Source organism: Streptomyces sp. TP-A0356, assembly GCF_001417775.1.
GTDB lineage: Bacteria > Actinomycetota > Actinomycetes > Streptomycetales > Streptomycetaceae > Streptomyces.
Genome location: NZ_BBZJ01000021.1, coordinates 150770 through 174458, shown reverse-complemented (window position 1 = coordinate 174458; position 23689 = coordinate 150770). Strand labels below are relative to the sequence as shown.

The 23689-nt window shown below is 70.1% G+C and carries 27 protein-coding genes and 4 tRNA genes; 10 read left to right on the top strand and 21 right to left on the bottom strand.

Annotated features, from left to right (window positions below; translation table 11 throughout):
• Positions 1-111 precede the first annotated feature (111 nt).
• From rplL to ASC56_RS21640, 8 genes are all read right to left on the bottom strand, one after another.
• Entirely contained in the window at positions 112-498 is a 387-nt protein-coding gene (rplL, locus tag ASC56_RS21675; RefSeq protein ID WP_055493157.1) for a 50S ribosomal protein L7/L12, read from the bottom strand.
• Between the two features lie 111 nt (positions 499-609).
• Entirely contained in the window at positions 610-1140 is a 531-nt protein-coding gene (gene rplJ, locus ASC56_RS21670) for a 50S ribosomal protein L10 (protein WP_055493156.1), read from the bottom strand.
• Between the two features lie 335 nt (positions 1141-1475).
• Positions 1476-2345: a hypothetical protein gene (locus tag ASC56_RS21665; RefSeq protein WP_371330240.1), complete on the bottom strand. Its 870-nt coding sequence runs from the start codon at positions 2343-2345 to the stop codon at positions 1476-1478.
• A gap of 240 nt (positions 2346-2585) precedes the next feature.
• Positions 2586-3311 carry a 50S ribosomal protein L1 gene (rplA, locus tag ASC56_RS21660; protein WP_055493154.1) on the bottom strand — a complete coding sequence of 242 codons (726 nt, stop codon included), beginning with the start codon at positions 3309-3311 and terminating at the stop codon, positions 2586-2588.
• Positions 3312-3414: 103 nt separating this feature from the next.
• The gene (gene rplK, locus ASC56_RS21655) at positions 3415-3849 is read right to left on the bottom strand and encodes a 50S ribosomal protein L11 (protein WP_055493153.1); all 435 of its coding nucleotides are present in this window, start codon (positions 3847-3849) and stop codon (positions 3415-3417) included.
• A 178-nt stretch (positions 3850-4027) separates the two neighbouring features.
• Positions 4028-4861, bottom strand: a complete 834-nt coding sequence (nusG, locus tag ASC56_RS21650; RefSeq protein ID WP_055493152.1) for a transcription termination/antitermination protein NusG — start codon at positions 4859-4861, stop codon at positions 4028-4030.
• Between the two features lie 80 nt (positions 4862-4941).
• Positions 4942-5229 carry a preprotein translocase subunit SecE gene (gene secE, locus ASC56_RS21645; protein ID WP_055493151.1) on the bottom strand — a complete coding sequence of 96 codons (288 nt, stop codon included), beginning with the start codon at positions 5227-5229 and terminating at the stop codon, positions 4942-4944.
• Between the two features lie 107 nt (positions 5230-5336).
• Positions 5337-5409: transfer RNA gene (locus tag ASC56_RS21640), tRNA-Trp, on the bottom strand.
• A gap of 263 nt (positions 5410-5672) precedes the next feature.
• Here ASC56_RS21640 and ASC56_RS21635 point away from each other — a divergent pair.
• Together ASC56_RS21635 and ASC56_RS21630 are read left to right on the top strand one after the other, a co-directional pair.
• A complete protein-coding gene (locus tag ASC56_RS21635; RefSeq protein WP_055493150.1) occupies positions 5673-6899 on the top strand; it encodes a pyridoxal phosphate-dependent aminotransferase in 1227 nt (408 codons plus the stop codon).
• A 140-nt stretch (positions 6900-7039) separates the two neighbouring features.
• Positions 7040-8071 (top strand): adenosine deaminase, encoded by a 1032-nt coding sequence (locus ASC56_RS21630; RefSeq protein WP_055493149.1) that lies wholly within the window; start codon positions 7040-7042, stop codon positions 8069-8071.
• Positions 8072-8462: 391 nt separating this feature from the next.
• Here the strand turns inward: ASC56_RS21630 and ASC56_RS21625 are convergent, their stop codons facing one another.
• Entirely contained in the window at positions 8463-9104 is a 642-nt protein-coding gene (locus ASC56_RS21625; RefSeq protein WP_055493148.1) for a TetR/AcrR family transcriptional regulator, read from the bottom strand.
• 157 nt (positions 9105-9261) lie between these two features.
• Here ASC56_RS21625 and ASC56_RS21620 point away from each other — a divergent pair, with 157 nt between their 5' ends.
• A complete protein-coding gene (locus ASC56_RS21620; protein WP_055493147.1) occupies positions 9262-9894 on the top strand; it encodes an NAD(P)-dependent oxidoreductase in 633 nt (210 codons plus the stop codon).
• Between the two features lie 88 nt (positions 9895-9982).
• On the opposite strand, the gene ASC56_RS21615 is transcribed toward ASC56_RS21620, so the two are convergent.
• The 6 genes from ASC56_RS21615 to ASC56_RS21590 form a co-directional block, all read right to left on the bottom strand.
• The gene (locus tag ASC56_RS21615) at positions 9983-11038 is read right to left on the bottom strand and encodes a UDP-N-acetylmuramate dehydrogenase (RefSeq protein ID WP_055493146.1); all 1056 of its coding nucleotides are present in this window, start codon (positions 11036-11038) and stop codon (positions 9983-9985) included.
• 205 nt (positions 11039-11243) lie between these two features.
• On the bottom strand, positions 11244-11672 hold the full coding sequence (locus tag ASC56_RS21610) for a MaoC family dehydratase (RefSeq protein ID WP_055493145.1): 429 nt from the start codon (positions 11670-11672) through the stop codon (positions 11244-11246).
• 5 nt (positions 11673-11677) lie between these two features.
• The gene (locus ASC56_RS21605; protein WP_055493144.1) at positions 11678-12133 is read right to left on the bottom strand and encodes a MaoC family dehydratase N-terminal domain-containing protein; all 456 of its coding nucleotides are present in this window, start codon (positions 12131-12133) and stop codon (positions 11678-11680) included.
• A gap of 159 nt (positions 12134-12292) precedes the next feature.
• Positions 12293-12457, bottom strand: a complete 165-nt coding sequence (rpmG, locus tag ASC56_RS21600) for a 50S ribosomal protein L33 (RefSeq protein ID WP_030798911.1) — start codon at positions 12455-12457, stop codon at positions 12293-12295.
• A 90-nt stretch (positions 12458-12547) separates the two neighbouring features.
• A tRNA-Met gene (locus tag ASC56_RS21595) sits at positions 12548-12620 on the bottom strand.
• A gap of 46 nt (positions 12621-12666) precedes the next feature.
• A tRNA-Thr gene (locus ASC56_RS21590) sits at positions 12667-12739 on the bottom strand.
• Positions 12740-13113: 374 nt separating this feature from the next.
• Here ASC56_RS21590 and ASC56_RS21585 point away from each other — a divergent pair.
• The 3 genes from ASC56_RS21585 to ASC56_RS21575 all read left to right on the top strand — a co-directional run bounded on the left by ASC56_RS21585 (position 13114) and on the right by ASC56_RS21575 (position 15602).
• Positions 13114-14358 (top strand): amidohydrolase family protein, encoded by a 1245-nt coding sequence (locus tag ASC56_RS21585; RefSeq protein ID WP_055493143.1) that lies wholly within the window; start codon positions 13114-13116, stop codon positions 14356-14358.
• 195 nt (positions 14359-14553) lie between these two features.
• Positions 14554-15210 carry an SDR family oxidoreductase gene (locus ASC56_RS21580; RefSeq protein ID WP_055493379.1) on the top strand — a complete coding sequence of 219 codons (657 nt, stop codon included), beginning with the start codon at positions 14554-14556 and terminating at the stop codon, positions 15208-15210.
• A 5-nt stretch (positions 15211-15215) separates the two neighbouring features.
• Complete coding sequence (locus tag ASC56_RS21575) at positions 15216-15602, top strand: nuclear transport factor 2 family protein (protein WP_234377014.1); 387 nt, start codon at positions 15216-15218, stop codon at positions 15600-15602.
• A 40-nt stretch (positions 15603-15642) separates the two neighbouring features.
• Here the strand turns inward: ASC56_RS21575 and ASC56_RS38270 are convergent, their stop codons facing one another.
• Positions 15643-15855: a hypothetical protein gene (locus tag ASC56_RS38270; RefSeq protein WP_079102631.1), complete on the bottom strand. Its 213-nt coding sequence runs from the start codon at positions 15853-15855 to the stop codon at positions 15643-15645.
• A gap of 210 nt (positions 15856-16065) precedes the next feature.
• On the opposite strand from ASC56_RS38270, the gene ASC56_RS21570 reads away from it, so the two are divergent.
• Positions 16066-16623, top strand: coding sequence for a GNAT family N-acetyltransferase (locus ASC56_RS21570; RefSeq protein WP_055493142.1), 558 nt, complete (start codon positions 16066-16068; stop codon positions 16621-16623).
• 22 nt (positions 16624-16645) lie between these two features.
• Here the strand turns inward: ASC56_RS21570 and ASC56_RS21565 are convergent, their stop codons facing one another.
• Together ASC56_RS21565 and ASC56_RS21560 are read right to left on the bottom strand one after the other, a co-directional pair.
• A complete protein-coding gene (locus ASC56_RS21565) occupies positions 16646-17671 on the bottom strand; it encodes a cytochrome P450 (RefSeq protein WP_234377013.1) in 1026 nt (341 codons plus the stop codon).
• Positions 17672-18294: 623 nt separating this feature from the next.
• Positions 18295-18376 (bottom strand) — tRNA-Tyr (locus tag ASC56_RS21560).
• Between the two features lie 232 nt (positions 18377-18608).
• Here ASC56_RS21560 and ASC56_RS21555 point away from each other — a divergent pair.
• Positions 18609-19097 carry a YajQ family cyclic di-GMP-binding protein gene (locus tag ASC56_RS21555; protein ID WP_055493141.1) on the top strand — a complete coding sequence of 163 codons (489 nt, stop codon included), beginning with the start codon at positions 18609-18611 and terminating at the stop codon, positions 19095-19097.
• Between the two features lie 78 nt (positions 19098-19175).
• Here the strand turns inward: ASC56_RS21555 and ASC56_RS21550 are convergent, their stop codons facing one another.
• A complete protein-coding gene (locus tag ASC56_RS21550) occupies positions 19176-19442 on the bottom strand; it encodes a GlsB/YeaQ/YmgE family stress response membrane protein (RefSeq protein ID WP_055493140.1) in 267 nt (88 codons plus the stop codon).
• A gap of 190 nt (positions 19443-19632) precedes the next feature.
• Here ASC56_RS21550 and ASC56_RS21545 point away from each other — a divergent pair, with 190 nt between their 5' ends.
• Positions 19633-20895 (top strand): APC family permease, encoded by a 1263-nt coding sequence (locus ASC56_RS21545; RefSeq protein ID WP_055493139.1) that lies wholly within the window; start codon positions 19633-19635, stop codon positions 20893-20895.
• Between the two features lie 157 nt (positions 20896-21052).
• Here the strand turns inward: ASC56_RS21545 and ASC56_RS21540 are convergent, their stop codons facing one another.
• The gene (locus ASC56_RS21540; protein WP_055493138.1) at positions 21053-21619 is read right to left on the bottom strand and encodes an SMI1/KNR4 family protein; all 567 of its coding nucleotides are present in this window, start codon (positions 21617-21619) and stop codon (positions 21053-21055) included.
• Between the two features lie 391 nt (positions 21620-22010).
• On the opposite strand from ASC56_RS21540, the gene ASC56_RS21535 reads away from it, so the two are divergent.
• Positions 22011-22412, top strand: a complete 402-nt coding sequence (locus ASC56_RS21535) for a YccF domain-containing protein (protein WP_055493137.1) — start codon at positions 22011-22013, stop codon at positions 22410-22412.
• 249 nt (positions 22413-22661) lie between these two features.
• Here ASC56_RS21535 and htpX read toward each other — a convergent pair whose 3' ends face one another.
• Complete coding sequence (gene htpX, locus ASC56_RS21530) at positions 22662-23525, bottom strand: zinc metalloprotease HtpX (protein ID WP_055493136.1); 864 nt, start codon at positions 23523-23525, stop codon at positions 22662-22664.
• Positions 23526-23689 lie beyond the last annotated feature (164 nt).

The following is a 23689-nucleotide window of genomic DNA, read 5'->3' as shown; positions in this document are numbered from 1 at the left end:
GCGTTCGAGTGAGCCGCGACCGGCGGTCGCGAGCGGGCCGTACGGAGCGATGCCCCGTACGGCCCGATGAGCCCTGTCGGACCCGTGGGTCCGTGCGGACCCGAGGAGGTGTTACTTGACCTCGACGGAGGCGCCGGCGCCCTTGAGGGACTCGGCGGCCTTCTCGGCGGCGTCCTTGGCGACCTTCTCCAGGACGGGCTTCGGGGCGCCGTCCACGAGGTCCTTGGCCTCCTTCAGGCCGAGGGAGGTCAGCTCACGCACGACCTTGATGACCTGGATCTTCTTGTCGCCGGCGCCGGTGAGGATGACGTCGAACTCGTCCTTCTCCTCCTCGGCCTCGGCGGCCGGGGCACCCGGGGCGCCGGCGGCGGCAACCGCGACCGGGGCGGCGGCGGTGACGTCGAACTTCTCCTCGAAGGCCTTCACGAACTCGGAGAGCTCGATGAGGGTCATCTCCTCGAACTGCGCGAGCAGGTCTTCCTGGCTGAGCTTCGCCATGATGGGCGATCCTTCCACTAATTCGGCTGGTGCCGGATGTACATGTCTGGCGGGCGTACGTTCGGCCCGCTACGACCGTCGCGTCAGGCGGCGGTCATTTCGGGAGCCGAATTACTCGGCACCGCCCTGCTCGGCCTGCTTGGCGCGAAGAGCGTCCACGGTGCGGACGAGCTTCGACGGGAGCGCCTGGAAGAGCGCGGCAGCCTGGGACTGCTTGCCCTTCATGGCACCCGCCAGCTTGGCGAGCAGAACCTCGCGGGACTCGAGGTCCGCAAGCTTCTTGATCTCGTCGGCGGACAGCGCCTTGCCGTCAAGGACACCGCCCTTGATGACGAGGTTCGGGTTCTCCTTGGCGAAGTCACGAAGACCCTTCGCCGACTCCACCGGGTCACCGGTGACGAAGGCAACCGCTGTCGGACCGTTGAACAGGTCGTCGAGCGTCGAGATCCCGGCCTCGTTGGCCGCAATCTTGGTCAGCGTGTTCTTCACCACGGCGTACTGGGCGTTCTCACCGAGCGAACGACGCAGCGTCTTGAGCTGCGCCACGGTGAGACCCCGGTACTCGGTCAGCACGGCGGCGTTCGAGCTGCGGAACTGCTCCGCGAGCTCGGCTACCGCGGCAGCCTTGTCGGGCCTTGCCATAGAGCGTCGGCCTCCTTCCGGGTGATGAGGACCGCTCGGAAGGGGCTGGGCAAAACGAAACGCCCCGGCGCAGGCGCACGGGGCGGACTCGACCGGTCGCACACGCGGCAGACGCACGTACTCCGGGAGCTCTTCCACTGTCACCTGCGCGGGTCGTCCGCAGTTCAGCGGATCCTTCGGCCGCCGCGCCCTCATCCGAGCACACGGCAACGACCAGCGGTCTTTGGCTTCTGTAGGAGAGTACGGGAACGGATCGCCGCCAAGCAAATCCGGGGTCGGTCCGCGAGAACCGCGGACCCAGGGCGGACCCACAGGACCCGTCCGAGTCCCGCGGCTTACGAGCCCCGTCTGCTCATCAGTTCCTTGAAGTCCGCCGTGTCCGCCTCCGGGGGCTTCGTGGCCGAGACCCGGGTGCCGTAGTCGCGGTAGTACGACGTCGACGACATCCGTCCGCTCGACAGCTCACCACGCTCGACCTTCTTGACCAGCAGGTCGCGGCCGTCGACCCAGATGTCGACGGTCTCCGTGGTGACCCCGGCCTGCTCCAGCTGCTTCTTGAGGCCGGCCGCACCCTCGCCGGTGAGGTCGGCCGTGGTGACCGTTCCCGAGTAGTGCCTGGTGTGCCGCCCGCGCACCGTCTCCTCGCCGACCTTCCGCACGTCCCCGGAGGCGAGCAGCAGCCTGACCGGCTGGAGCGGGGCCGTGCTGCGCAGTTGGTCCGTCAGATACGCCCCCGAGCCACCGGGGAGGGATGCCAGGTCGTCGTACGCGTACTTGATCCAGTGCCGGCCGTCGAGCCGGCGGGCGAACGTGGCGCCGACCTTGGCGTAGTAGGCGTCGGGCAGCACTCTGGCCTCCAGGGAGGTGCTGTTGAGCGTGCGCATGGTGTCGGCGAGCCGGCCGCCGGTGTAGGTGATGCGGAGCGTGCCGACCGGCTGTCGGGACCAGCCGAGGGCGCCGTCCGTCCTCAGGGAGAGCATCCCGCCCATGGCCGTCGTGGACTCGACCCGCGCGGAGCCCGCCCTGGCGGTGGCCTTCTGCACGGCGCGCAGGGCGGCCGCCGACCGGGCGTCGGCGCGGCCGCCGGACGGCTCCACCCCCTTGTGGGAGTCGCCGCCCCCGGAGAAGCCGCACGCCGCCACGGTGGACAGCGCCGCGACCCCTGCGACCGCCGCGACCGCCGCGGCCGGAAGGATCCCGCGGATCCCGATCCCGCGCCCCACGATCCTGCCCCTCATCCGTTCCCCCCTCGTACGCTCCGTGATCTTCACGCTAACTCCCGAGCGCGGGAAACGGCACGCACCTCCCACCCAACGGCATGTGCCCCAAGTCCTGTGTCCGGCGAGCCAGGAGTCCCCTTCCGGCCCCGGAACGCCGATGGGCCCCGCACCTCGGAAGGTGCGGGGCCCGTCGTCAGCTACGCGTACCCGCGGCTGCCGTCAGGATCAGACGGCGGCCGGGTCCTCCTCGGTGAGGAGGTTGCGGGTGCGGTTCGGGTCGACCGGGATGCCGGGGCCCATCGTGGTGGTGATGGCGGCCTTCTTGATGTAGCGACCCTTGGCGGCGGACGGCTTCAGACGGAGGATCTCGTCCAGCGCGGCGCCGTAGTTCTCCACCAGCTTGGAGTCGTCGAAGGACGTCTTGCCGATGATGAAGTGCAGGTTCGAGTGCTTGTCGACGCGGAACTCGATCTTGCCGCCCTTGATGTCGGTGACAGCCTTGGCGACGTCCGGGGTCACGGTGCCGGTCTTGGGGTTCGGCATGAGACCACGCGGACCGAGCACGCGGCCGAGGCGGCCGACCTTGCCCATGAGGTCCGGGGTGGCGACGACGGCGTCGAAGTCCAGACGGCCCTTCGACACCTCGTCGATCAGCTCGTCGGCGCCGACGATGTCGGCGCCCGCGGCACGAGCGGCCTCGGCACGGTCACCGGTCGCGAAGACCAGGACCCGGGCGGTCTTACCGGTGCCGTGCGGGAGGTTCACGGTGCCACGGACCATCTGGTCGGCCTTGCGCGGGTCGACGCCCAGACGCAGGGCCACCTCGACGGTGCCGTCGAACTTGGTCGTGGAGGTCTCCTTGGCGAGACGGACGGCCTCGAGCGGGGCGTACAGCTTCTCCCGGTCGATCTTGGCGTCCGCAGCGCGGAGAGCCTTGCTGCGCTTGCTCACAACTGCTCCTGTGTGTTCTGAAAGGAGTCGTGGTACGGGCCGAGCAGGCCCTGCCACGTGCGGCTGCGTATTCGGCAGCTGCATGGTTCTACGAAGGTGGGGTTCAGCCCTCGACCGTGACGCCCATGGAACGGGCGGTGCCGGCGATGATCTTCGCGGCGGCGTCCAGGTCGTTGGCGTTGAGGTCAGGCATCTTGGTCTGGGCGATCTCGCGGACCTGCGCCTCGGTGATCTTGGCGACCTTGGTCTTGTGCGGCTCGCCGGAGCCCTTCTCCACGCCCGCGGCCTTGAGGATCATCTTGGCGGCCGGCGGAGTCTTGGTGATGAAGGTGAAGGAGCGGTCCTCGTAGACCGTGATCTCCACCGGGATGACCCAACCGCGCTGCGACTCGGTCGCGGCGTTGTAGGCCTTGCAGAACTCCATGATGTTGACGCCGTGCTGACCCAGCGCCGGGCCGACCGGCGGGGCCGGGTTGGCGGCGCCGGCCTGGATCTGGAGCTTGATGAGCCCCGTGACCTTCTTCTTCTTGGGAGGCATTGCTCTCTCCGGGTCCTTAGTGAGAGTTTTCCGCCGTCCGTCCGGATCATCCGGATGGAGGCATACCGCACAACGATAACGGGTACCGGTGCGCGGCCAAAAACCGAGCAGGTCAGACCGGCTACGAGAGCCTGTCTGACCTGGTCGGAAGTCCTCGTCCAGCTCGTACCGGAAGGACTCAGTTCTTCTGGATCTGGTCGAAGGAGAGCTCGACCGGGGTCTCGCGGCCGAAGATCTCCACAAGGCCCTTGACCTTCTTGGAGTCGGCGTTGATCTCGTTGATGGTCGCCTGCAGCGTGGCGAACGGGCCGTCGGTGACGGTGACCGAGTCGCCGACCTCGAAGTCCAGCACCTGGACCTCGACCTTGCGCTGCGGAGCCGGCTTGCCCTCGGCCTCGGCGGCCTCGCGGGCGGCCTTCTCCTCGGCCTCCGGGGCGAGCATCTTGACGATCTCGTCCAGGGTCAGCGGGTACGGGTCGTAGGCGTTGCCCACGAAACCGGTGACTCCGGGCGTGTTGCGGACGACGCCCCAGGACTCGTTCGTCAGGTCCATGCGCACCAGGACGTAGCCGGGGAGCTTGTTCTGACGGATGGTCTTGCGGTCGCCGTTCTTGATCTGGACGACCTCTTCCTGCGGCACCTCGGCCTGGAAGATGTAGTCCTCCACGTTCAGCGAGACGGCACGCTGTTCGAGGTTGGTCTTCACGCGGTTCTCGTAACCGGCGTAGGTGTGGATCACGTACCACTCGCCCGGCAGCGTGCGCAGCTCCTCGCGGAGCTTCTCGATCGGGTCGAGCTCGGGCTCCGGCTCGCCCTCGGGCTCCTCGGACGCGGCCTCTTCCTCGTCCACCACGTGCATGGCGGTCTTCTCGGCCGGCTCGCCCGCGGCGGCGTCGGCAGCCTCGGCCTCGTCGACCTCGTCCGCGCCCTCGACGATGTCGAGCTCGTCATCCACGGACTCGACGGCCTCCCCGCGAGGCTCCATGGCGTCGTTCAGGTTCGGGTCAGACACGGTGGCTGCTTCTTCCTGGATACATAGGGGTGGAACACGCGAAAGGGACGCCGGGCACCCGGGCGTCCTTCGCTCTCGGCTCAGCCGAAGACGTACTTGGCGGCGTGGTTGAGCCCATAGTCAATCAGAGTCACCAGGGCGATCATGATCGCGACGAAGAAGATCACCACGGTGGTGTACGACGTCAGTTGGTTGCGCGTCGGCCAGACGACCTTGCGGAGCTCCGCGATGATCTGGCGGTAGAAGAGGGCAAGGCGCTTGAGCGGGCCCTTCTTGGCTCGCTTGCCACCCTTGCGGGCCTTCTTCTTCGACTCCTGCACCTCGTCCTGGGCGTCAGGCATGTCGATGGAGCCCACGGCGTCCGTCACTCGTCCTCACCTGATTCCCGGGTCGTGGCCGTGCCGCGCCCGGTGGAGCCGCACGGCGTGCAATACGTACGTACTGTGCGCACACTTCCTGGTGGAGGAGTGTGTAGCAGGGCCGGAGGGACTTGAACCCCCAACCGCTGGTTTTGGAGACCAGTGCTCTACCAATTGAGCTACGACCCTTTGTGTGTGTACCCCAACGTACCGCATCCGACCGGGTGCTCGGTGTGCACCGGCTCGGGCGAGGCCGCCGAAGGCCAACGAGGTGAGAGTGTACGTGGTCCGCGGCCGGTCGTCGAACAGTAAGCACCCGTAGGGGCCTTGCCCGTGGAAGATCGGCCAGGCCATCCCACGGATTCGGACCTCTGTCCGGTCGGCGGTCCCTTGCTGCCCAGTCTGTGAAACCCGCGTGCCGGGGTCGTTTCCGGTCTGAAACGATGGGTCCCATGAGCGCTGCAACCCCTCCCACCGAGCGCCGGGTCTCCGTCCGGATCGGCGCGATCTCCGAGTCCGCCACCCTCGCCGTCGACGCCAAGGCCAAGGCCCTCAAGGCCGCCGGGCGCCCGGTGATCGGCTTCGGCGCCGGTGAGCCCGACTTCCCGACGCCGGACTACATCGTCGAGGCGGCCGTCGAGGCCTGCAAGAACCCGAAGTACCACCGCTACACACCGGCGGGCGGTCTGCCCGAGCTGAAGGCCGCGATCGCCGCGAAGACCCTCCGCGACTCCGGGTACGAGGTGGACGCCTCCCAGATCCTGGTCACCAACGGCGGCAAGCAGGCCATCTACGAGGCCTTCGCCGCGATCCTCGACCCGGGCGACGAGGTGATCGTCCCGGCGCCGTACTGGACGACGTACCCGGAGTCGATCCGGCTGGCCGGCGGTGTCCCGGTGGAGGTCGTCGCCGACGAGACGACCGGCTACCGCGTCTCCGTCGAGCAGCTGGAGGCGGCCCGCACGGAGAAGACGAAGGTCGTCCTCTTCGTCTCCCCCTCCAACCCGACCGGCGCGGTCTACAGCGAGGCCGAGGCCGAGGCGATCGGCCGCTGGGCGGTCGAGCACGGCCTGTGGGTGCTGACGGACGAGATCTACGAGCACCTGGTCTACGGCGACGCCCGGTTCACGTCCCTGCCGGCGATCCTGCCGGAGCTGCGCGACAAGTGCATCGTGGTCAACGGCGTCGCCAAGACGTACGCGATGACGGGCTGGCGCGTGGGCTGGATCATCGGCCCCAAGGACGTGGTGAAGGCGGCGACGAACCTGCAGTCGCACGCGACGTCCAACGTGTCGAACGTCGCGCAGGTGGCGGCCCTGGCCGCGGTCTCCGGCGACCTGGCGGCGGTCGCGCAGATGCGCGAGGCCTTCGACCGGCGCCGCCGGACGATCGTGCGGATGCTGAACGAGATCGACGGCGTGGTGTGCCCGGAGCCGGAGGGCGCGTTCTACGCGTACCCGTCGGTGAAGGCGCTGATCGGCAAGCAGATCCGCGGCAGGCGCCCGCAGAACACGGTGGAGCTGGCCGCGCTGATCCTGGAGGAGGCGGAGGTCGCGGTCGTGCCCGGCGAGGCGTTCGGCACCCCCGGCTATCTGCGGCTGTCGTACGCCCTCGGTGACGAGGACCTGGTCGAGGGCGTGAGCCGGATCCAGAAGCTGCTGGCGGAGGCGCAGGACTGACGTCCTCCTCCCCCGGTTCTCCGGGGCGGTCCCCTCCTCCAGTCCTCTGGGGAGGCGACCGCCCCGTTCGTTTGTGCGAGCAAGACCACTAACGGGGAAAGCGCTACCGGGACGGCCGGGGCGTACGGCAGGATCCTGGGATGGAGCACGTACGTGATGTCTCTGAGCTGCCGAAGGCCCATCTGCATCTGCACTTCACCGGGTCGATGCGGCCCGCCACCCTGCTGGAACTCGCCGACAAGTACGGCGTTCGCCTGCCCGAGGCGCTGACGGAAGCGCTGACCAGCGGGGAGCCGCCGAAGCTGCGGGCGACGGACGAGCGCGGCTGGTTCCGCTTCCAGCGCCTGTACGACGCGGCACGCTCGTGCCTCAGAGAGCCGGAGGACATCCGGCGCCTGGTGCGGGAGGCCGCGGAGGAGGACGTCAAGGACGGCTCGGGATGGCTGGAGATCCAGGTCGACCCGACGTCGTACGCGCCGCGACTGGGCGGTCTGATCCCCGCGCTGGAGATCATCCTCGACGCGGTGGAGACGGCGTCGCGCGAGACGGGCCTGGGCATGCGGGTCCTGGTCGCCGCGAACCGCATGAAGCACCCCCTGGACGCCCGCACGCTGGCTCGCCTGGCCGTGCGCTACCAAGACCGGGGCGTGGTGGGCTTCGGCCTCTCGAACGACGAACGCCGAGGCTTGGCGCGTGACTTCGACCGCGCGTTCGCCATCGCCCGCGACGGGGGACTGCTCTCCGCCCCGCACGGCGGCGAGCTGACCGGTCCGTCCTCGGTCCGCGACTGCCTGGACGATCTGCACGCGACCCGGGTGGGCCACGGGGTGCGCGCGGCGGAGGACCCACGCCTGCTCGCGCGCCTGGCGGAGCGCGGGGTGACGTGCGAGGTGTGCCCGGCGTCGAACGTCGCGCTGGGTGTGTACGAGAAGCCGGAGGACGTCCCACTCAGGACGCTGTTCGAGGCGGGCGTCCCGATGGCCCTGGGCGCCGACGACCCGCTGCTGTTCGGCTCCCGGCTGGCGGCCCAGTACGAGATCGCCCGCCGGCATCACGGCTTCACGGACGAGGAACTGGCGGAACTGGCCCGGCAGTCGGTACGGGCTTCGGCGGCCCCCGAGAAGGTGAGGACGGAGCTGCTGACGGGGGTGGACGACTGGCTGGCGAAGTGAGCCCGGGCGCGAGGCCGTTCGACCATCTCCCCCGCCCACCCCGCGCGGGGCCCTGGACGGGCGGTTCGGCCGGATGCGGGGCAGCGGCCGTGCCGGCAGCGCCCCGGGGCGCACCACCGGGCGCCCCCTGGCAAAGGGCCGTCACAGGCGGGCCCCCGGCCGACAGCCCCGGGCGGGGATCCGGCAGGGCCCCCTGCGGGGCGCAGCCGGGCCGGGACCAGGGGCACGGACCCGGCGGGAGACCGACCACAGGACGCATCCCCCGGCAGCAGCCCCCGACGGGCCCGAGGAACGCAGCCTCGAGCAGCAGCCCCGGCGACGTAGGCCCCGGCAGGGAGCCTGGTGGTGCACCCCCCGAACAGGTGAGGGGTGGGGGCGGACGCCCCCGAGGTCACGTCGGGTCGGTGATCGGTGGCGTGAGGCCGCTCAGGAGCGCCTGGGCCAGGCGGGACGCGAAGGTGTCCACCGGGGGACGCTCCTCCGCCGCCGCCTCGTACGCGAACGCCCGCTGCGCACACGCGCCGAGCAGGAGTGACGCCGCCGCGAAGGTGTCCGCGTCGGCACGCACCCGCCCCGCGTCCCGCTCCGCACGGAGGTACGTGTCGAGCAGCCGGATCGGCATGTGCGGCCCCGACCCCATCTCCCGCATCGCCTCGTCGTGCCGCCGCTTGAGCTGGGTCTCGGCGTACAACGACGCGGCGATCGGAAAGCTCTGCTCATAGAAGAGGGCCGCCTGTCGGGCGATCTCGGTGAGGTTCTCCTCTAGGCCGCGCCTCCCCGGCTCGGCCGCGAGATGGCTCAGCAGCGGCGTCAGCTGGGGCAGCCGCTCCTTGAGGACGCAGATGAACAGCTCCTCCTTGCTCGCGAAGTACTTGTACAGCGCGGCCTCGGAACAGCCCGCGGCCCTGGCGATCTCCTTGGTCGTGGCGCGCGTCAGCCCCACGGTGAGCATCAGCTCGTGCGCGGCGTCGAGGATGCGGACCCGGGCCGGTCGCTGCTGCGCCGCCGTCTGCTGCGCTCCGGTGTGCTGCATGGGGCCCAAGGATTTCATGGCCGTTCCATCGAGGCTTGACGAGTGGGTGAGTACTTACCCACTCTAGAGGCAAGCAGGGGTGAGTAAACACTCACCCACCTCAGGGGGCGGCCACGCCACCTCAGGGCACGTCGAGCGTGACTACGGGAGACAGGCCATGAAACTCACCGTTTTCGGTGCCACCGGCGGCATCGGCCAGGAGATCGTCAAACAGGCCCTGGCGGGGGGCCACCAGGTCACCGCCGTCGTACGGGATCCCGCACGGCTCACCTCGACGGGCCAGGGCCTGGAGGTGTTCCGCGCGGACCTCGGCGACCCCGAGGCGCTCCGCCCGGCGGTGGCCGGCCGGGACGCGGTCCTGTCGGGGCTCGGCCCGCGCAGCCGCAAGGACGCCGGGGTGGCGGCCCGGCTGACGCGCACGGTGCTGGCTGCCCTGGAGGCCGAGGGTGTGCGCCGGGTGCTCGTGGTCAGCGCCGGCCCGGTCGGTCCCGAACCCGAGGGCGAAGGCGTCCTGGACAGCACCGTCCGCGGCATCGTCTCGGCGCTCCTCAGGGACGTCTACGCCGACCTCAGGGAGATGGAGGCCGCGCTCGCCGACAGCGCCACCGACTGGACGGTCGTACGCCCCCCGCGCCTGCAGAACAAGCCGCTCACCGGCTCGTACCGCACGGTCGTCGGCGGCTTCCCGCGCCGGGGCCGCTTCATCTCCCGCGCCGACGTCGCCCATGCGATGCTCGCGATGGTCGACGACCCGGCGACGGTGAAGCAGGGGGTCGGGCTGGCGTACTAGCCGGGGTGGCGTACTGCCGGGACGGCGTACTGCCGGGGTGGTACTGCCGGGGTGGCGTACTGGCCCGGGTGACGTGCCCAGGGGCGCGTCAGAGGCTCACACCGACGGTCACCGGCTCGTTCACCAGTGTGATCCCGAAGGCCTCGCGGACTCCGGCCACCACCTCGCGTGCCAGCGCGAGCAGGTCCTCGGTGGTGGCGCCGCCGCGGTTGGTGAGGGCCAGGGTGTGCTTGGTGGAGATACGAGCGGGCCCGGTGCCGTACCCCTTGGTGAAGCCCGCCTTGTCGATCAGCCAGGCCGCGGAGGTCTTGGTGTGGCCGTCGCCCGCCGCGTAGGCGGGCGGCTCCGCATCCGCGCCCAGCAGTTCCTTCACGCGCGCGTGGAACGCGGCGAACTCCTCATGGGTGAGGACGGGGTTGGTGAAGAAGGAGCCGGCCGACCAGGTGTCGTGGTCCTCCGGGTCCAGAACCATGCCCTTCCCCGAACGCAGCTTCAGGACGGTCTCGCGTGCGACGGCCAGCGACACACGGTCGCCGGGCTCGACACCGAGGGCGCGGGCCGTCTCGGCGTACTTGACCGGGGCGGACAGCCCCTGCGCGTCTTCCAGTTCGAAGCGCACCCGCAGGACGACATGGCGCCCGGGGTCGGCCTTGAAGCGGCTGTGACGGTATGAGAACGCGCACTCGGCGTTCGGAATCGTGACAGTTTCGCGCGCCCGGCGGTCGTACGCGATCACCTCGGTGATCGTCGAGGAGACCTCCTGGCCGTACGCCCCCACGTTCTGGATCGGGGTCGCACCCGCTGAGCCGGGGATTCCGGCGAGGCACTCGATACCGGCGAGCCCCGCCTCGACGGTGCGGCCGACGGCGTCGGTCCACACCTCGCCGGCCGCCAGCTCCAGCCTCGTACCGTCGAGCGAGAAGCCCCGCGTCGCGATGCGCAGGGCGGTTCCGTCGAAGCCCTTGTCGCCGATGACCAGGTTGGAACCGCCGCCGATCAGCAGCAGCGGCGCACCGGAGTCGTCGGCCTCGCGGACGGCGGCGATCACCTCCTCGTCGGTGGTGGCTGTGATAAGGCGGGTCGCGGGGCCGCCCAGCCGGAAGGTGGTCAGCGGGGCGAGCGGGGCGTCGTGGAGTTCCTGCACGCGCCCAAGACTACGAGACGGCACCGACGGCACCGCACGCACGGGAAGGGCCCCGCCGGAGGACCGGCGGGGCCGTGTTCGCCACAGAGGCTCGATGGGCGGTGGCCCGGTGGGACGGTGGCCGACCCGGCGGTGGCGGACGACCCGGCGTGTGCCGGCCTCACTGGCGGTCGTCTCCAGCACGCGTGCCGGCGTGCCGCCGGGCTCAAGCCAGCCGTACGACCGCCCGTGACATGCCCAGTACCTTCTGCCCCGCGCTCGTCGCCGTGAGGTCGACGCGCACGGTCCGGTCGTCGAGCTTGGCCGCGACCTTGCCGCTGACCTCGATCAGGGCGCCCTGGTCGTCGTTGGGCACGACCACGGGCTTGGTGAAGCGGACGCCGTACTCGACGACCGCCCCCGGGTCGCCCGCCCAGTCGGTCACCACGCGGATCACCTCGGCCATGGTGAACATGCCGTGCGCGATGACGTCCGGCAGGCCGACCTCCTTGGCGAACTTCTCGTTCCAGTGGATCGGGTTGAAGTCCCCGGAGGCTCCCGCGTACTGGACGAGCGTGGCACGGGTGACGGGGAAGGTCTGCGCCGGCAACTCGGTGCCGACCTCGACCGTGTCGTACGCGATCTTCGCGGTCATCCGCGTCATGCCTCCTCTTCCGGAGCCCGGGCCACGAGCTTGGTCCAGGCGGTCACCACGTGCTCGCCGACCTCGTCCTGGACCTCGCCGCGGATGTCCAGGACGTCGTTGCCGGCCAGGGACTTGATCGACTCGATGGTCGAGGTGACGCTGAGCCGGTCACCGGCGCGGACCGGGCGGGTGTAGGCGAACTTCTGGTCACCGTGCACCACCCGGCTGTAGTCCAGGCCGAGCTGGGGGTCCTGGACGACCTGGCCCGCGGCCTTGTAGGTGATCGCGAAGACGAAGGTCGGCGGGGCGATCACATCGGGGTGACCGAGTGCCTTGGCGGCCTCCGGGTCCGTATAGGCCGGGTTGGCGTCTCCGATCGCCTCCGCGAACTCGCGGATCTTCTCCCGGCCGACCTCGTACGGGTCGGTGGGCGGGTAGGACCGCCCCACGAAGGACTGGTCGAGCGCCATGAGCTCGGTACCTCCTGGTTGTTCAGCGAATCTGGCCTCCGGCCGGGTCGGCCTCATCCTGCCGTAGGTCGGCCCCCGGAGTGTGGGAGGCAGGGGGCGCCGTAACGCCGCGAGGCCGCCCCCCTGCCTGCTGGGGACGGCCTCGCGGACGAGCCTGAGTTATCGCGTTTCGCGGTGCGCGGTGTGCGAGTTGCAACGCGGGCAGTGCTTCTTCAGCTCAAGACGATCCGGGTTGTTGCGCCGGTTCTTCTTGGTGATGTAGTTCCGCTCCTTGCACTCCACGCAGGCCAGCGTGATCTTCGGGCGGACGTCGGTGGCAGCCACGTGAGTGCTCCTTGACGAACAGATGGACGTGAATTAACGCAAGAAAGAGTAGCCGACTGAAGGACCGACCCCGCAATCGGCTACTGTGAGTAGCGGTGACCGGACTTGAACCGGTGACACAGCGATTATGAGCCGCTTGCTCTACCGACTGAGCTACACCGCTGCGATGCGATCGAGCCCCACCTTGCGGTGGGAACCTCTCACATCAGAGCCCCAAAACGGAATCGAACCGTTGACCTTCTCCTTACCATGGAGACGCTCTGCCGACTGAGCTATTGGGGCGAGCGATGAAGACATTACACGGTCGCCCGCCGTTCGCCCAAATCCGTTTCGCGGCACCCGCCCCGGCCTGTTCCCGGGGGTTCCACGGAGGTTTCCCCGGCTCCCTCCGTGCGTGACCGTCATCGTGCGTCGCGGAGTTCGCCACCGTCTCCGAGGCACCACTGGCCCCACCGGTGCAGTCCGAACTCTGCCCTCGGGCGCACACCAGTACGGCTTCCGCCGCCGGGCACCACACCGGTACGACTATTGCGCTCCTACCAGCCCCGGCCGGGTCGTCACCCTAGGCTCGACTCACTCTGTGTGATCTTGTCCCCGTGTGCGCAGCCGCGCCGAGCCCCCTGTATGCGCGGCCGCCCCCGAGCCACAGGAGCGCGATGGCCGACAGCCGACCGCAGCCGCCCCACTCCTCGTCCTCCTCGGGAGGGGCCGACGAGGCCGCCCTGCTGCTGTGCGGGGCGCGGCTCACCGACGGCCGGACGGTGGACGTGCGGCTGGGCGGCGGGCGCATCGAGGCCGTGGGCACGGCCGGCAGCCTGGCCGTGGGCACCGTCGGCGCCCGTGTCGACCTGCGCGGCTATCTGCTCCTGCCGGCCCCCGCCGAGCCGCACGCGCACGGCGACACGGCTCTGTCAGCGGACGGCGACGGTCCGGTGTCGTACCAACCGGAGGAGGTCCAGCGCCGTACCACCGAGGCGGCGCTGCTGCAGCTCGGGCACGGCGCGACGGCTCTGCGCTCGCACGTGCGCATCGGCGACGTACCGGGGCTCGACAGGCTGGCCGCGGTGCTGAGGGCGCGGCGCTCGCTGTGCGGGCTCGCCGAACTGACGGCGGTGGCGATGCCCCGGGTGCTGACCGGGGTCGCCGGAGCGGACGGGCTCGCGTTGCTGCGGGACGCGCTGAAGATGGGCGCGACGGTGGTGGGCGGCTGCCCGGACAGGGACCCCGATCCGACCGGGTACGTGGAAGCGGTCCTGGGGCTGGCCTCCGAGTCCGGCTGCCCGGTCGACCTGCACACGGACGCCGACGATCCGGCGCGCCTCGCCCGGCTCTCGGCCATGGCGGGCGGCCTGCGTCCCGGGGTGACGCTGGGCCCCTGCGGCGGACTCGGCCGCCTCCCGGCGCAGGTGGCCGCCCGCGCCGCCGACCAGCTCGCCGCCGCCGGGGTGACGGTGGTCTGTCTGCCGCAGGGCGGCTGCGGCGGCGTCGACCGGCGCGGCACGGCCCCGGTACGGCTGCTGCGGTCGGCCGGGGTACGGGTCGCGGCGGGCAGCGGGGCGCTCAGGGACGTGTCCAACCCCGTGGGGCGCGGTGACCCGCTGGAGGCGGCGTATCTGCTGACGTCGCGGTACGGGCTGCGCCCCGAGGACGCGTACGACGCGGTGAGCGCGTCGGCGCGGGCCGCGCTCGGTCTGCCCGAAGTGCGCGTGGAGGCGGGCTTCCCCGCGGAACTGCTCGCCGTGCGCGGGGAGCGGCTGGCGGGCGCGTTGTCGCTCGCGTACAGCCGCGTCGTGGTGCACCGGGGGCGCGTGGTGGCTCGTACGAGTGCGGTGCGGGAGTACTGCAACTCGGCGGCGGTGGCACTGGATCTGCCGCGGCAGGGACGGGCCCAGCCGTCGTAGGACGGGGCGCGCGGAGGGGGCGCGTGGAGGGCGCGCGCGGGGAGTGCGCGGAGAGTGCGGGGCGCGGGGCAGCACCGGGCGGTATGTGTGGTGGACGGCGCCGTGTGGACGGAGGGCATGGTGCTCAGGGGTGACAACCGGGCCGCGCGTGAAGTCGTGCGGCGAACGCGTCCGTCCGGGCGTACGGTCGGAGACATGCGCATTGTCATCGCTGGTGGTCATGGTCAGATCGCGCTGCGGCTGGAGCGGTTGCTCGCCGCGCGCGGTGACGAGGCAGCGGGGATCATCCGCCGCGCGGAACAGGCCGACGATCTGCGGGAGGCGGGCGCCGAGCCGATCGTGTGCGACCTGGAGTCGGCGTCGGTCGAGGAGGTCGCCGCGGTCCTGGAGGGAGCCGACGCGGCCGTCTTCGCCGCGGGCGCGGGCCCGGGCAGCGGCGCGACCCGCAAGTACACGGTCGACCGGGACGCGGCCATCCTGTTCGCGGACGCGGCGGAACGCGCGGGCGTACACCGCTTCCTCGTCGTGTCGTCGATGGGCGCGGACCCGGAGCACCCGGGCGACGACGTCTTCGACGTGTATCTGCGCGCGAAGGGTGAGGCCGACGCCTACATTCGTGCCCACAAGTCCCTGGACTGGACGATCCTGCGCCCCGGCTCGCTCACGAACGACGCCGGCACGGGACTCGTGCGCCTGGAGGCGCACACCGGTCGCGGCACGATCCCGCGCGACGACGTGGCGGCGGTGCTCGCGGAGCTCGTCGACACACCCGCGACGGCCGGGCTGATCCTGGAAGTGATCAGTGGTTCGACCCCGATCTCCGTGGCAGTGAAGTCGATCGCAGGGAACTGAGCGGGATGCCGATGCCGATGCCGGAAGGAGTGCCGGCGGCGCGGGCTGCGCTGCTGCGGCAGATGTACGAGCTGTTCGCCACGGACGGCCGCGACGCGCTCATCGCGCGCTGTCTGTCCCCGGACGTCGACTGGCCGAACGTCCTGGACGGCGTACGGCTCCACGGTCGCGAAGAGGTACGCGCCTACTGGGCACGCCAGTTCGCGTCGGGCCATCCGCTCGTACGGCTGGAGGGGCTGCGTCCGGACGAGGACGGGGAGGCGGTCGTCGCGACCGTACGCCTCGGGATGCGTACCGAGACGGGGGACCACTGGGCGGCGGAGACGGTGAAGCACGTGTACCGGTTCGACGCGGACGGTCTGGTGAACCGGATGGATGTGCGGCACTCCTGACAGCGAGTCGGGAGTCGGCCTCAGGACGGACCCGACGGCTTCAGAAGAGGGGCAGCTGACCGGGGAACTCCGGTACGACGTATCCGTCGAGGGCGGCCTGCGCGGCGTCGGCCTCCGCGAGTCTGCGGGATCCTGGGCATGAGACGAGCGCCCCGCTGCTGCGCGCCCCCGGCGGGTCGTGACGCGCGAACCGCCCCGCGACAACGGCGATTTCCCGACGACACTCGGGACAGCTCCTGCGGCGCGACGACATGCCCTCAGCGTACGAGAACGCCGTCAGCCGATACGGGCAGCGGCCGGGGCCCGGCCGACCCACACGGGAGCCGGGTCAGCCGATGTACGGCGAGAGCCGACTGCCGTCCAGCGCGTGTTCGATCCGCAGCCGTATCGTGAGCACGGCGGGCAGCACCTGCCTCGGCGTGCCTCTCGGCCTCGCGCGCAATGCAATGTGATCAAATAGGGCATGGCATCGTCCTGGACTGGTCATCGGGTACGCCTACGCGCTATCGAACCCGACGACTGGACAGTGCTCACGCGCCTTGCCGACGATGACGGGCGGCGAGGGGGCCGGCTGGATCTACCGCGGTCCGCCGAGAGCCACCGTGCCTGGGCGAAGGAACAAGCCGTCGCCAAGTGCGATGACGACCGCTTCCGGTTGGCAGTCGAAACGACGGCCACGGGAGAGCTGGTTGGGACAGTCGGCTCACATCGCACCGGCCCTACTTCCGGCTGGTTCGAGTTTGATGTCGCGATCGGCGCCGACCACCGGCGCAAGGGCTACGCGACAGAAGCCGTAGTGCTGCTGCTCCGCTTCATGTTCGCCGAGCGGCGCTATCACAAATGCCTAGCAGCGATCTTCGCCCACAACGAGGCATCGCTGGCACTTACTCGTCGGCTCGGCTTCACCGAGGAGGGGCGCTTGCGAGAACACGTCTTCTTCGCCGGCCGGCACCAGGACCTCGTCATGAAGGGCATGCTCGCCGACGAGTTCGACCAGCGGCACACGATGAGCCAACCATGAGCTGGTCAAAGCAGGAGTGCCCTCAGCTGCGCAAGGTGGCACGCAGGCGCAAGCCGACAGTTGCGAGACCTTCGAAGGTGGTCACCTGGTAGCTGGGTTCCGTTCCGGGCGGCTCGCTCAGGTGGTAGCGGCGGGCGGTCTGCGCGGTCAGGAGCGTCAGCATCGCCATAGCCAGAGCGGCTCCCTCGCAGCCATGCGGCCCGGTACCGAAGGAGAGGAAGACCCCGGGTTTCGCCGTCGAGTCCGAATCGTCGAGCCAGCGCTCGGGCTGGAACCGGTCCGGCTCGGAGTGCTCCCGTGCGTCGCGCTGGGCGGTGTAGGGGCAGACGAGAACAGTGGACCCGGCGTCGATGGTGTAGTCGTCGAGCTGAGTCTGTCGCGCGGCGCGCCGGGTCAGCAGCCAACTCGGAGGGTGCAGTCGGAGCACCTCGCGTACCAGCGCCTGGGTGTATTGCAGGCTGTCGAGGTGGGTGCTGGTCGTCGCGGCCGGGTTCGCGGGCAGCAAGGCGGCTTCGGCCGCGACGCGGCCCGCTGCCTGGGGGTGCCGGGCCAGGTGGAGCAGGATCCATCCGGCTGCCCGGGCAGGTGCCTCGAAGGTGGCAACGGTGATTCCGGGGAGAGTGTCGAGGATGGCCTCTTCCGGCAGTAGGCCGTAGCGGGAGGAGGGCTGGAGCATCTGTCCCAGCACGTCGTCACCGAGCCGGCCCGAAGAACGGCGCCGGCGGACGATGGGCCGCAAAGCGTCGGTGAAGGCGACTTGCTGCCGCGTGCGGAACCGCCGTGCCGGTGTGGGGATCCAGCGCGGCCATACCCAGCGCGAGGGGCGTACGAGCACCTCCCGGGCCAGGAAGAGCTGTGAGGCAAAGGGCAGCAGGGTGGGAGCGTCTTCGGAGAAGAGGTAGCGCACACCGATCTCTGCCAGGGCATGCCGGACCAGGGGCAGGATCTCGACGTCCTGGCCCGTGGGCCACTGGTCAGGAAATCGAGAAGCCGTGGGCGCAATCTCACCGATCCGGGCTGCGACCGCCTGCGGGCGTAGTCCGCGCATGCGGGCGGCGTGCGCGTGGGCACGCTGCTCAGGCGTCGGTGCTCCGCTCGACCGCTTCAACGGCGGGAAGAGAGGCGAGGGTGCCTTGCGAAAGTCCTGCGCACGGTGCAGGACTGCTTCACACGGCCCGGCCGTTGCGGCCACGTAGACACCCGGCTCCAGCTGCCAGACGTCCCCGCACTCGTCGGCGCCACGGCGCGCTAGTGCCAGCCGGTCGCGGCTCCAGGCCGCGAAGCTGCCTCCGGGCAATCGTGGCGGCTCGTTCATTCGGCCCATGAGATCGTCCGTGACTCTTGTGCCTGTCCAGGTCGATATCGTCGGCAGCGTGGCTGGGAGACGGCGGGCGCCCGGGGCACCCGCCGATAGTGCGGTCAGACCTAGTCGCCGGCGTACGCATGCCAGTCGTGTTCCCCGTACGCACCGTAGTGGCGGGTGAAGGACAGCTTCGCGAGCAGCTTGGCGATCATGATGCACTCCTCTCGCACCGAATGCCACATCAGTCCAGATTGACACATATGCCCCATATCTGCCGAGTTGGCTGACCGAGGGCCTCAGACGCGGAGACAACGAAAGACCCCCTCTGACCAGGCACATAACCTGATCAGAGGGGGTCTCCCTGAGCGTGGCGGCGCCAGGATTCGAACCTGGGTAGGCATAGCCGACAGATTTACAGTCTGCTCCCTTTGGCCGCTCGGGCACACCGCCGGGGATTGCTGCTGTGGGGCCGCTTTCGGCGGTGCTCCCTGGCAACGACGTAAACGATACCTGATACGCAGGGGTGCTTCGCCACCCGATAGATCGGTACCGGGAGGGGTGGGGGTGGCTAGGCTTGTCCGGATGCGGCCCGGGTCGACGCCGGGCCAGGCGGCCGCGCTCCCGCACGCCGATACGCACCCCGATCCACCCCGATCCATCCCGATACAAGGAGCCACAGGACATGGCCGACTCCAGTTTCGACATCGTCTCGAAGGTCGAGCGGCAGGAGGTCGACAACGCCCTCAACCAGGCCGCCAAGGAGATCTCGCAGCGCTACGACTTCAAGAACGTCGGCGCCTCGATCGCCTGGTCCGGCGACAAGATCCTGATGCAGGCCAACTCCGAGGACCGGGCGAAGGCCGTCCTCGACGTCTTCCAGTCGAAGCTGGTCAAGCGCGGGATCTCCCTGAAGGCGCTGGACGCCGGTGAGCCGCAGCTCTCCGGCAAGGAGTACAAGATCTTCGCCACGATCGAGGAGGGCATCTCCCAGGACAACGCGAAGAAGGTGGCGAAGATCATCCGCGAGGAGGGCCCGAAGGGCGTCAAGGCACAGGTGCAGGGTGACGAGCTGCGCGTCAGCTCGAAGAACCGTGACGACCTCCAAGCCGTGATCGCCCTGCTGAAGGGCAAGGACTTCGACTTCGCGCTGCAGTTCGTGAACTACCGCTAGGCATACGAGGAAGGGTGGGCACCCCGAAGCCCGGGGCCCCACCCTTCTCCGCTGCCGGCTGCGGCTTCAGGGGTGGCTTCAGCGACGCGAGTCGCCGAAGAGGACGCGGTAGATGATCAGCAGCACGAGCGAGCCGCCGATCGCGGCCGCCCAGGTGGCACCGTCGTAGAAGTGCTTGGTGATCGGGTGATGCAGCCAACGGGCTGATATCCAGCCACCGATGAAGGCACCGGCGACGCCGATGAGAGTCGTACCGATGAAGCCGCCCGGGTCTTTGCCCGGCAGCAGGAATTTGGCGATGGCGCCTGCCAACAGCCCCAGAATGATCCAGCTGACTATGCCCATGCCGTGAACCTGCCTCTCCGCGCCGTGCCTGTGCTGTGCTCCTGCTCCGACCAGGCTGCGTTCATGCGTCGGCGCCGCTTGCTGGTCGATGCCGCTGACCGCGCTCGTTCTTGAATGTGTGTGCGGCAGCCGTCGTCGGGGAGGACGCCTGGCGGTGGCCGCCGGTTGCAGGGCCAGTAGGGTGCGCACCATGACACAGTCCGGGGCGCAGCGGTCCGCCCGTGCCGGGTTGCGCCGGACCCTCGGGGTCGGGGACGCCGTCGTCATCGGCCTCGGGTCGATGGTCGGGGCGGGGATCTTCGCGGCCCTGGCCCCGGCGGCGCGCGCGGCCGGGTCCGGGCTGTTGCTCGGGCTCGCGGTCGCCGCCGTGGTGGCCTACTGCAACGCGACCTCCTCGGCACGGCTGGCCGCCCTGTATCCCGCCTCCGGCGGCACATACGTGTACGGGCGCGAGCGGCTCGGGGTGTTCTGGGGCTATCTGGCGGGCTGGTCGTTCGTCGTCGGGAAGACCGCTTCCTGTGCGGCGATGGCACTCACCGTGGGCGCGTACGTCTGGCCGGGTCAGGCGCACGTGGTGGCGGTCGCGGCCGTGGTGGCCCTGACCGCCGTGAACTACGGCGGCATGCAGAAGTCGGCCCTGCTCACGCGAGTGATCGTGGCGGTGGTCCTGGCTGTCCTCGCTTCCGTGGTCGTCGTGTGTCTGGGGTCCGGGGCCGCCGACGCCTCGCGGCTGGACACCGGCGGTTCCGGCGGCGCCGGCGGGATCCTGCAGGCGGCGGGACTGCTCTTCTTCGCGTTCGCCGGATACGCGCGGATCGCCACCCTCGGGGAGGAGGTACGGGATCCCGAGCGCACCATCCCGCGCGCGATCCCGGTGGCGCTGGGCATCGCTCTCGTGGTGTACGCGGCGGTGGCTGTCGCTGTCCTTTCCGTGCTGGGTGCGGGCGGGCTGGGCCGTGCGGCGGCGCCGCTGGCCGACGCGGTACGGGCGGCGGGCGTACCCGGTCTCGCGCCGGTGGTGCGGGTGGGCGCCGCGGTGGCCGCGCTGGGCTCGCTGCTGGCGCTGATCCTGGGGGTCTCGCGGACGACACTGGCCATGGCGCGCGACCGGCATCTACCGGGCGCCCTGGCCGCCGTCCACCCGCGCTTCCAGGTGCCGCACCGGGCCGAGCTGGCCGTGGGTGTCGTGGTGGCCGCGCTCGCCGCGACGGTGGACGTGCGGGGCGCGATCGGCTTCTCCTCCTTCGGGGTGCTGGCTTACTACGCGATCGCCAACGCGTCCGCGTGGAAGCTGAGTTCGGCGCCGGTGTCGCGCGTCGTACCGGCGGTCGGGCTTCTGGGCTGCGTCACGCTGGCGTTCTCGCTGCCGGCGATCTCGGTGGGAATCGGCGCGGGCGTAGTGGGCCTGGGGGCGGTGGCATACGGCGTGCGGCGGTGGGTTGCTGCGCGGTAGTGGGTTGCCACGCGGTAGTGGGTTGCCACACGGTAGTGGGTTGCTGCGGGGTAGTGGGTTGCTGCGGGGTAGCCCTCGTCGTGTGGCGGGAGTCGGCCCGACGGTGCCCGGCGGGCCTGGCGGCCCCGCACCGTCCCATCCGCACGAGCGAACCCGCCTACGAGGCGTGTGCGGCGCCCGTGCGTATCGGGAAGTCCGGCCAGGGTGGCAGGTCCGCTCCGTCGTTGAACTCCTCGTACCAGCCGGTGCCGTCGAGCCAGGCCTGCAGCCACTGCGCGAGGCCGGGGGCGTCCACGTACCAGGCGTGGTCGGCCTCGTCCGCGTTCGGCTCGTAGAGCAGGACCGTGGCCTGCGGGGTACGGCAGTCCACGCACGCGTACATTCCGCAGCCCCAGTGGGATATCGGCAGGACGCCCTCGGGCCAGGGCCGGTCGGGGTCCCTGCGGCCGCTCTCGCGGTGCGCGAGGTACTGCGGGACGGCGGCCGGCTCGCTGGACGGCGGGCTGTCGAGCAGGGGCAACAGGCCGTACTCGGGGCCGAATCCACCGTCTCCTATCCGCAGGTACAGCGCGGCGAGCAGCGGCGGCAGGGGGAAGCCCAGGGCCGCCTCGGCGCGGACGAGGGCGGCCTCCTCCACGGGCTCGGGGAGCGACGGCCAGCCCCACGGGCGGGTGTTGCGGGCTTGGGCCGCCACCCTGTCCAGCAACTGCTCGTTGTCGGTCATGGGTTCATGATGCAGGGCGCCGCCGACATTCGGGCGGCCTGTGGACAACCCCCGGGGCCGTGGTCGCGCGGGGACGGGGCCCGGCCGTCAGTTCGCCGACGGCGGCGGTCTGAACGGGCCGGCCGGTCGTGTTTCCCCTCTCCCGGCGCGTCAGGTCACGGGTGCACGGGCGGTCGGCGAGGCGTCGCGAATGGCTCGCCCGTAGTCGATTTCCCGCCCGAGGGGGACCAGTGGCACCGGGATGAGCGTGAGGTTGGCGGTGCTGAACGGGATTGTCTCGGAACGTTCCGGATCGCGCGACAAGGCGGCTGCGGTTCCGTCTGAGCGCGTGGCCAGCTGATACTTCTGTGGGGAGACCGCGTCGGCAGAGCAACCTGGAGGGGCACCGATCATGAAGCTGGTCAACCTGCTGCTGAACATCCTTTGGCTGGTCCTCTGCGGCATCTGGATGGCGCTGGGCTACCTGATCGCTGCGCTGATCTGCTTCGTCTTGATCGTCACCATCCCGTTCGGCATCGCGTCGCTGCGTATCGCTGGGTACGTCCTGTGGCCGTTCGGCCGCACCACCGTGGAGCGACCGGACGCCGGGTCGGCGTCATTCATCGGCAACGTGATCTGGGTGGTCTTCGCGGGATGGTGGCTGGCACTGGGGCACCTGATCACGAGCATCCCGTTGTTCCTGTCGATCATCGGTGTCCCGTTCGGGTGGGCCAACCTGAAGCTCATCCCGATCTCGCTCATGCCGTTGGGGCGTGAAGTGGTACCGACCGACCAGGGCTTTGGCGGCCGTTGATCCCCGAGCCTCGGGGCCACACCTGACGCCTGGAGCCATGCCTTCGGCCAAGGGCTCTCCCGCTACTCCGCCCCGGACCGCCGAACTGTCCCGCCGTGTCCCGTGGAGCTTCACTCATGACATCGGCATCGCGGCGACCGCCGCGGATTCCGCCCCTGTGAATTGTCATCCCCTGCCGGCCTGGGAAGAGCCCGGCCTGGGAAGAGCCAGAAGCCGCTCACAGGAGCCAAATGACGCTCGGGGCTGTCTTCACCGATGGCGACCTGCCATCTGCTCGAGCCGGGCGATCCGCTCCGCCATCGGCGGGTGTGTGGAGAAGAGCTTCGTGAGTCCTTGATCCGGGCGGAAGGGGTTCGCGATCATCATGTGGCTCGCCGCTTCGATGCGCGGCTCGGGCGGCAGCGGAAGCTGCTTGGTGGCCATGTCCAGTTTGCGCAGCGCGCTCGCGAGTGCGAGGGGGTCACCGGTCAGCTGGGCGCCGGACGCGTCCGCCTCGTACTCCCGGGCGCGGCTGATGGCGAGCTGGATGATCGTCGCGGCGAGCGGGCCCAGGATCATGATCAGCAGCATGCCCAGGAGGCCGGGCCCTTCGTCGTCGTCCGAGCGGCCGATGGGGATCAGCCACGCGAAGTTCACCAGGAACATGATCACCGAGGCGAGGGCCGCCGCGACCGACGAGATGAGGATGTCGCGGTTGTAGACGTGACTCAGCTCGTGCCCGATGACGCCGCGCAGCTCCCGCTCGTCGAGGATGCGGAGGATGCCTTCGGTGCAGCACACCGCCGCGTTGCGCGGGTTGCGGCCGGTCGCGAACGCGTTCGGGGCCTCCGTCGGCGAGATGTACAGGCGGGGCATCGGCTGGCGGGCCTGGTTGGAGAGCTCTCGGACCATGCGGTACAGCGCGGGAGCCTCGAACTCGCTCACCGGGCGCGCGCGCATCGCGCGTAGAGCCAGCTTGTCGCTGTTCCAGTACGCGTACGCGTTCGTGCCGATCGCGATGAGGACCGCGACGACCAGTCCTGTACGCCCGAAGAAGCTGCCGATGAGGATGATGACTGCGGACAGTCCCCCGAGGAGTACTGCGGTCCTGAGCCCGTTGTGCCGGCGGTGCACGGTACGCCCTCCAAGTCGTGCGGCAGGGGAACCCTTTTGTCTGCGAATGCTGTTGACTCCACTTCTCAGTGGACCCTCCCGCACTGGTCAACGCCAGGCGGGAAGCGCAAGTTCCCTTGTGCGCGCACCGGCGCGCGTGGGCCGTCCGGGTGAGATGGCGGCGC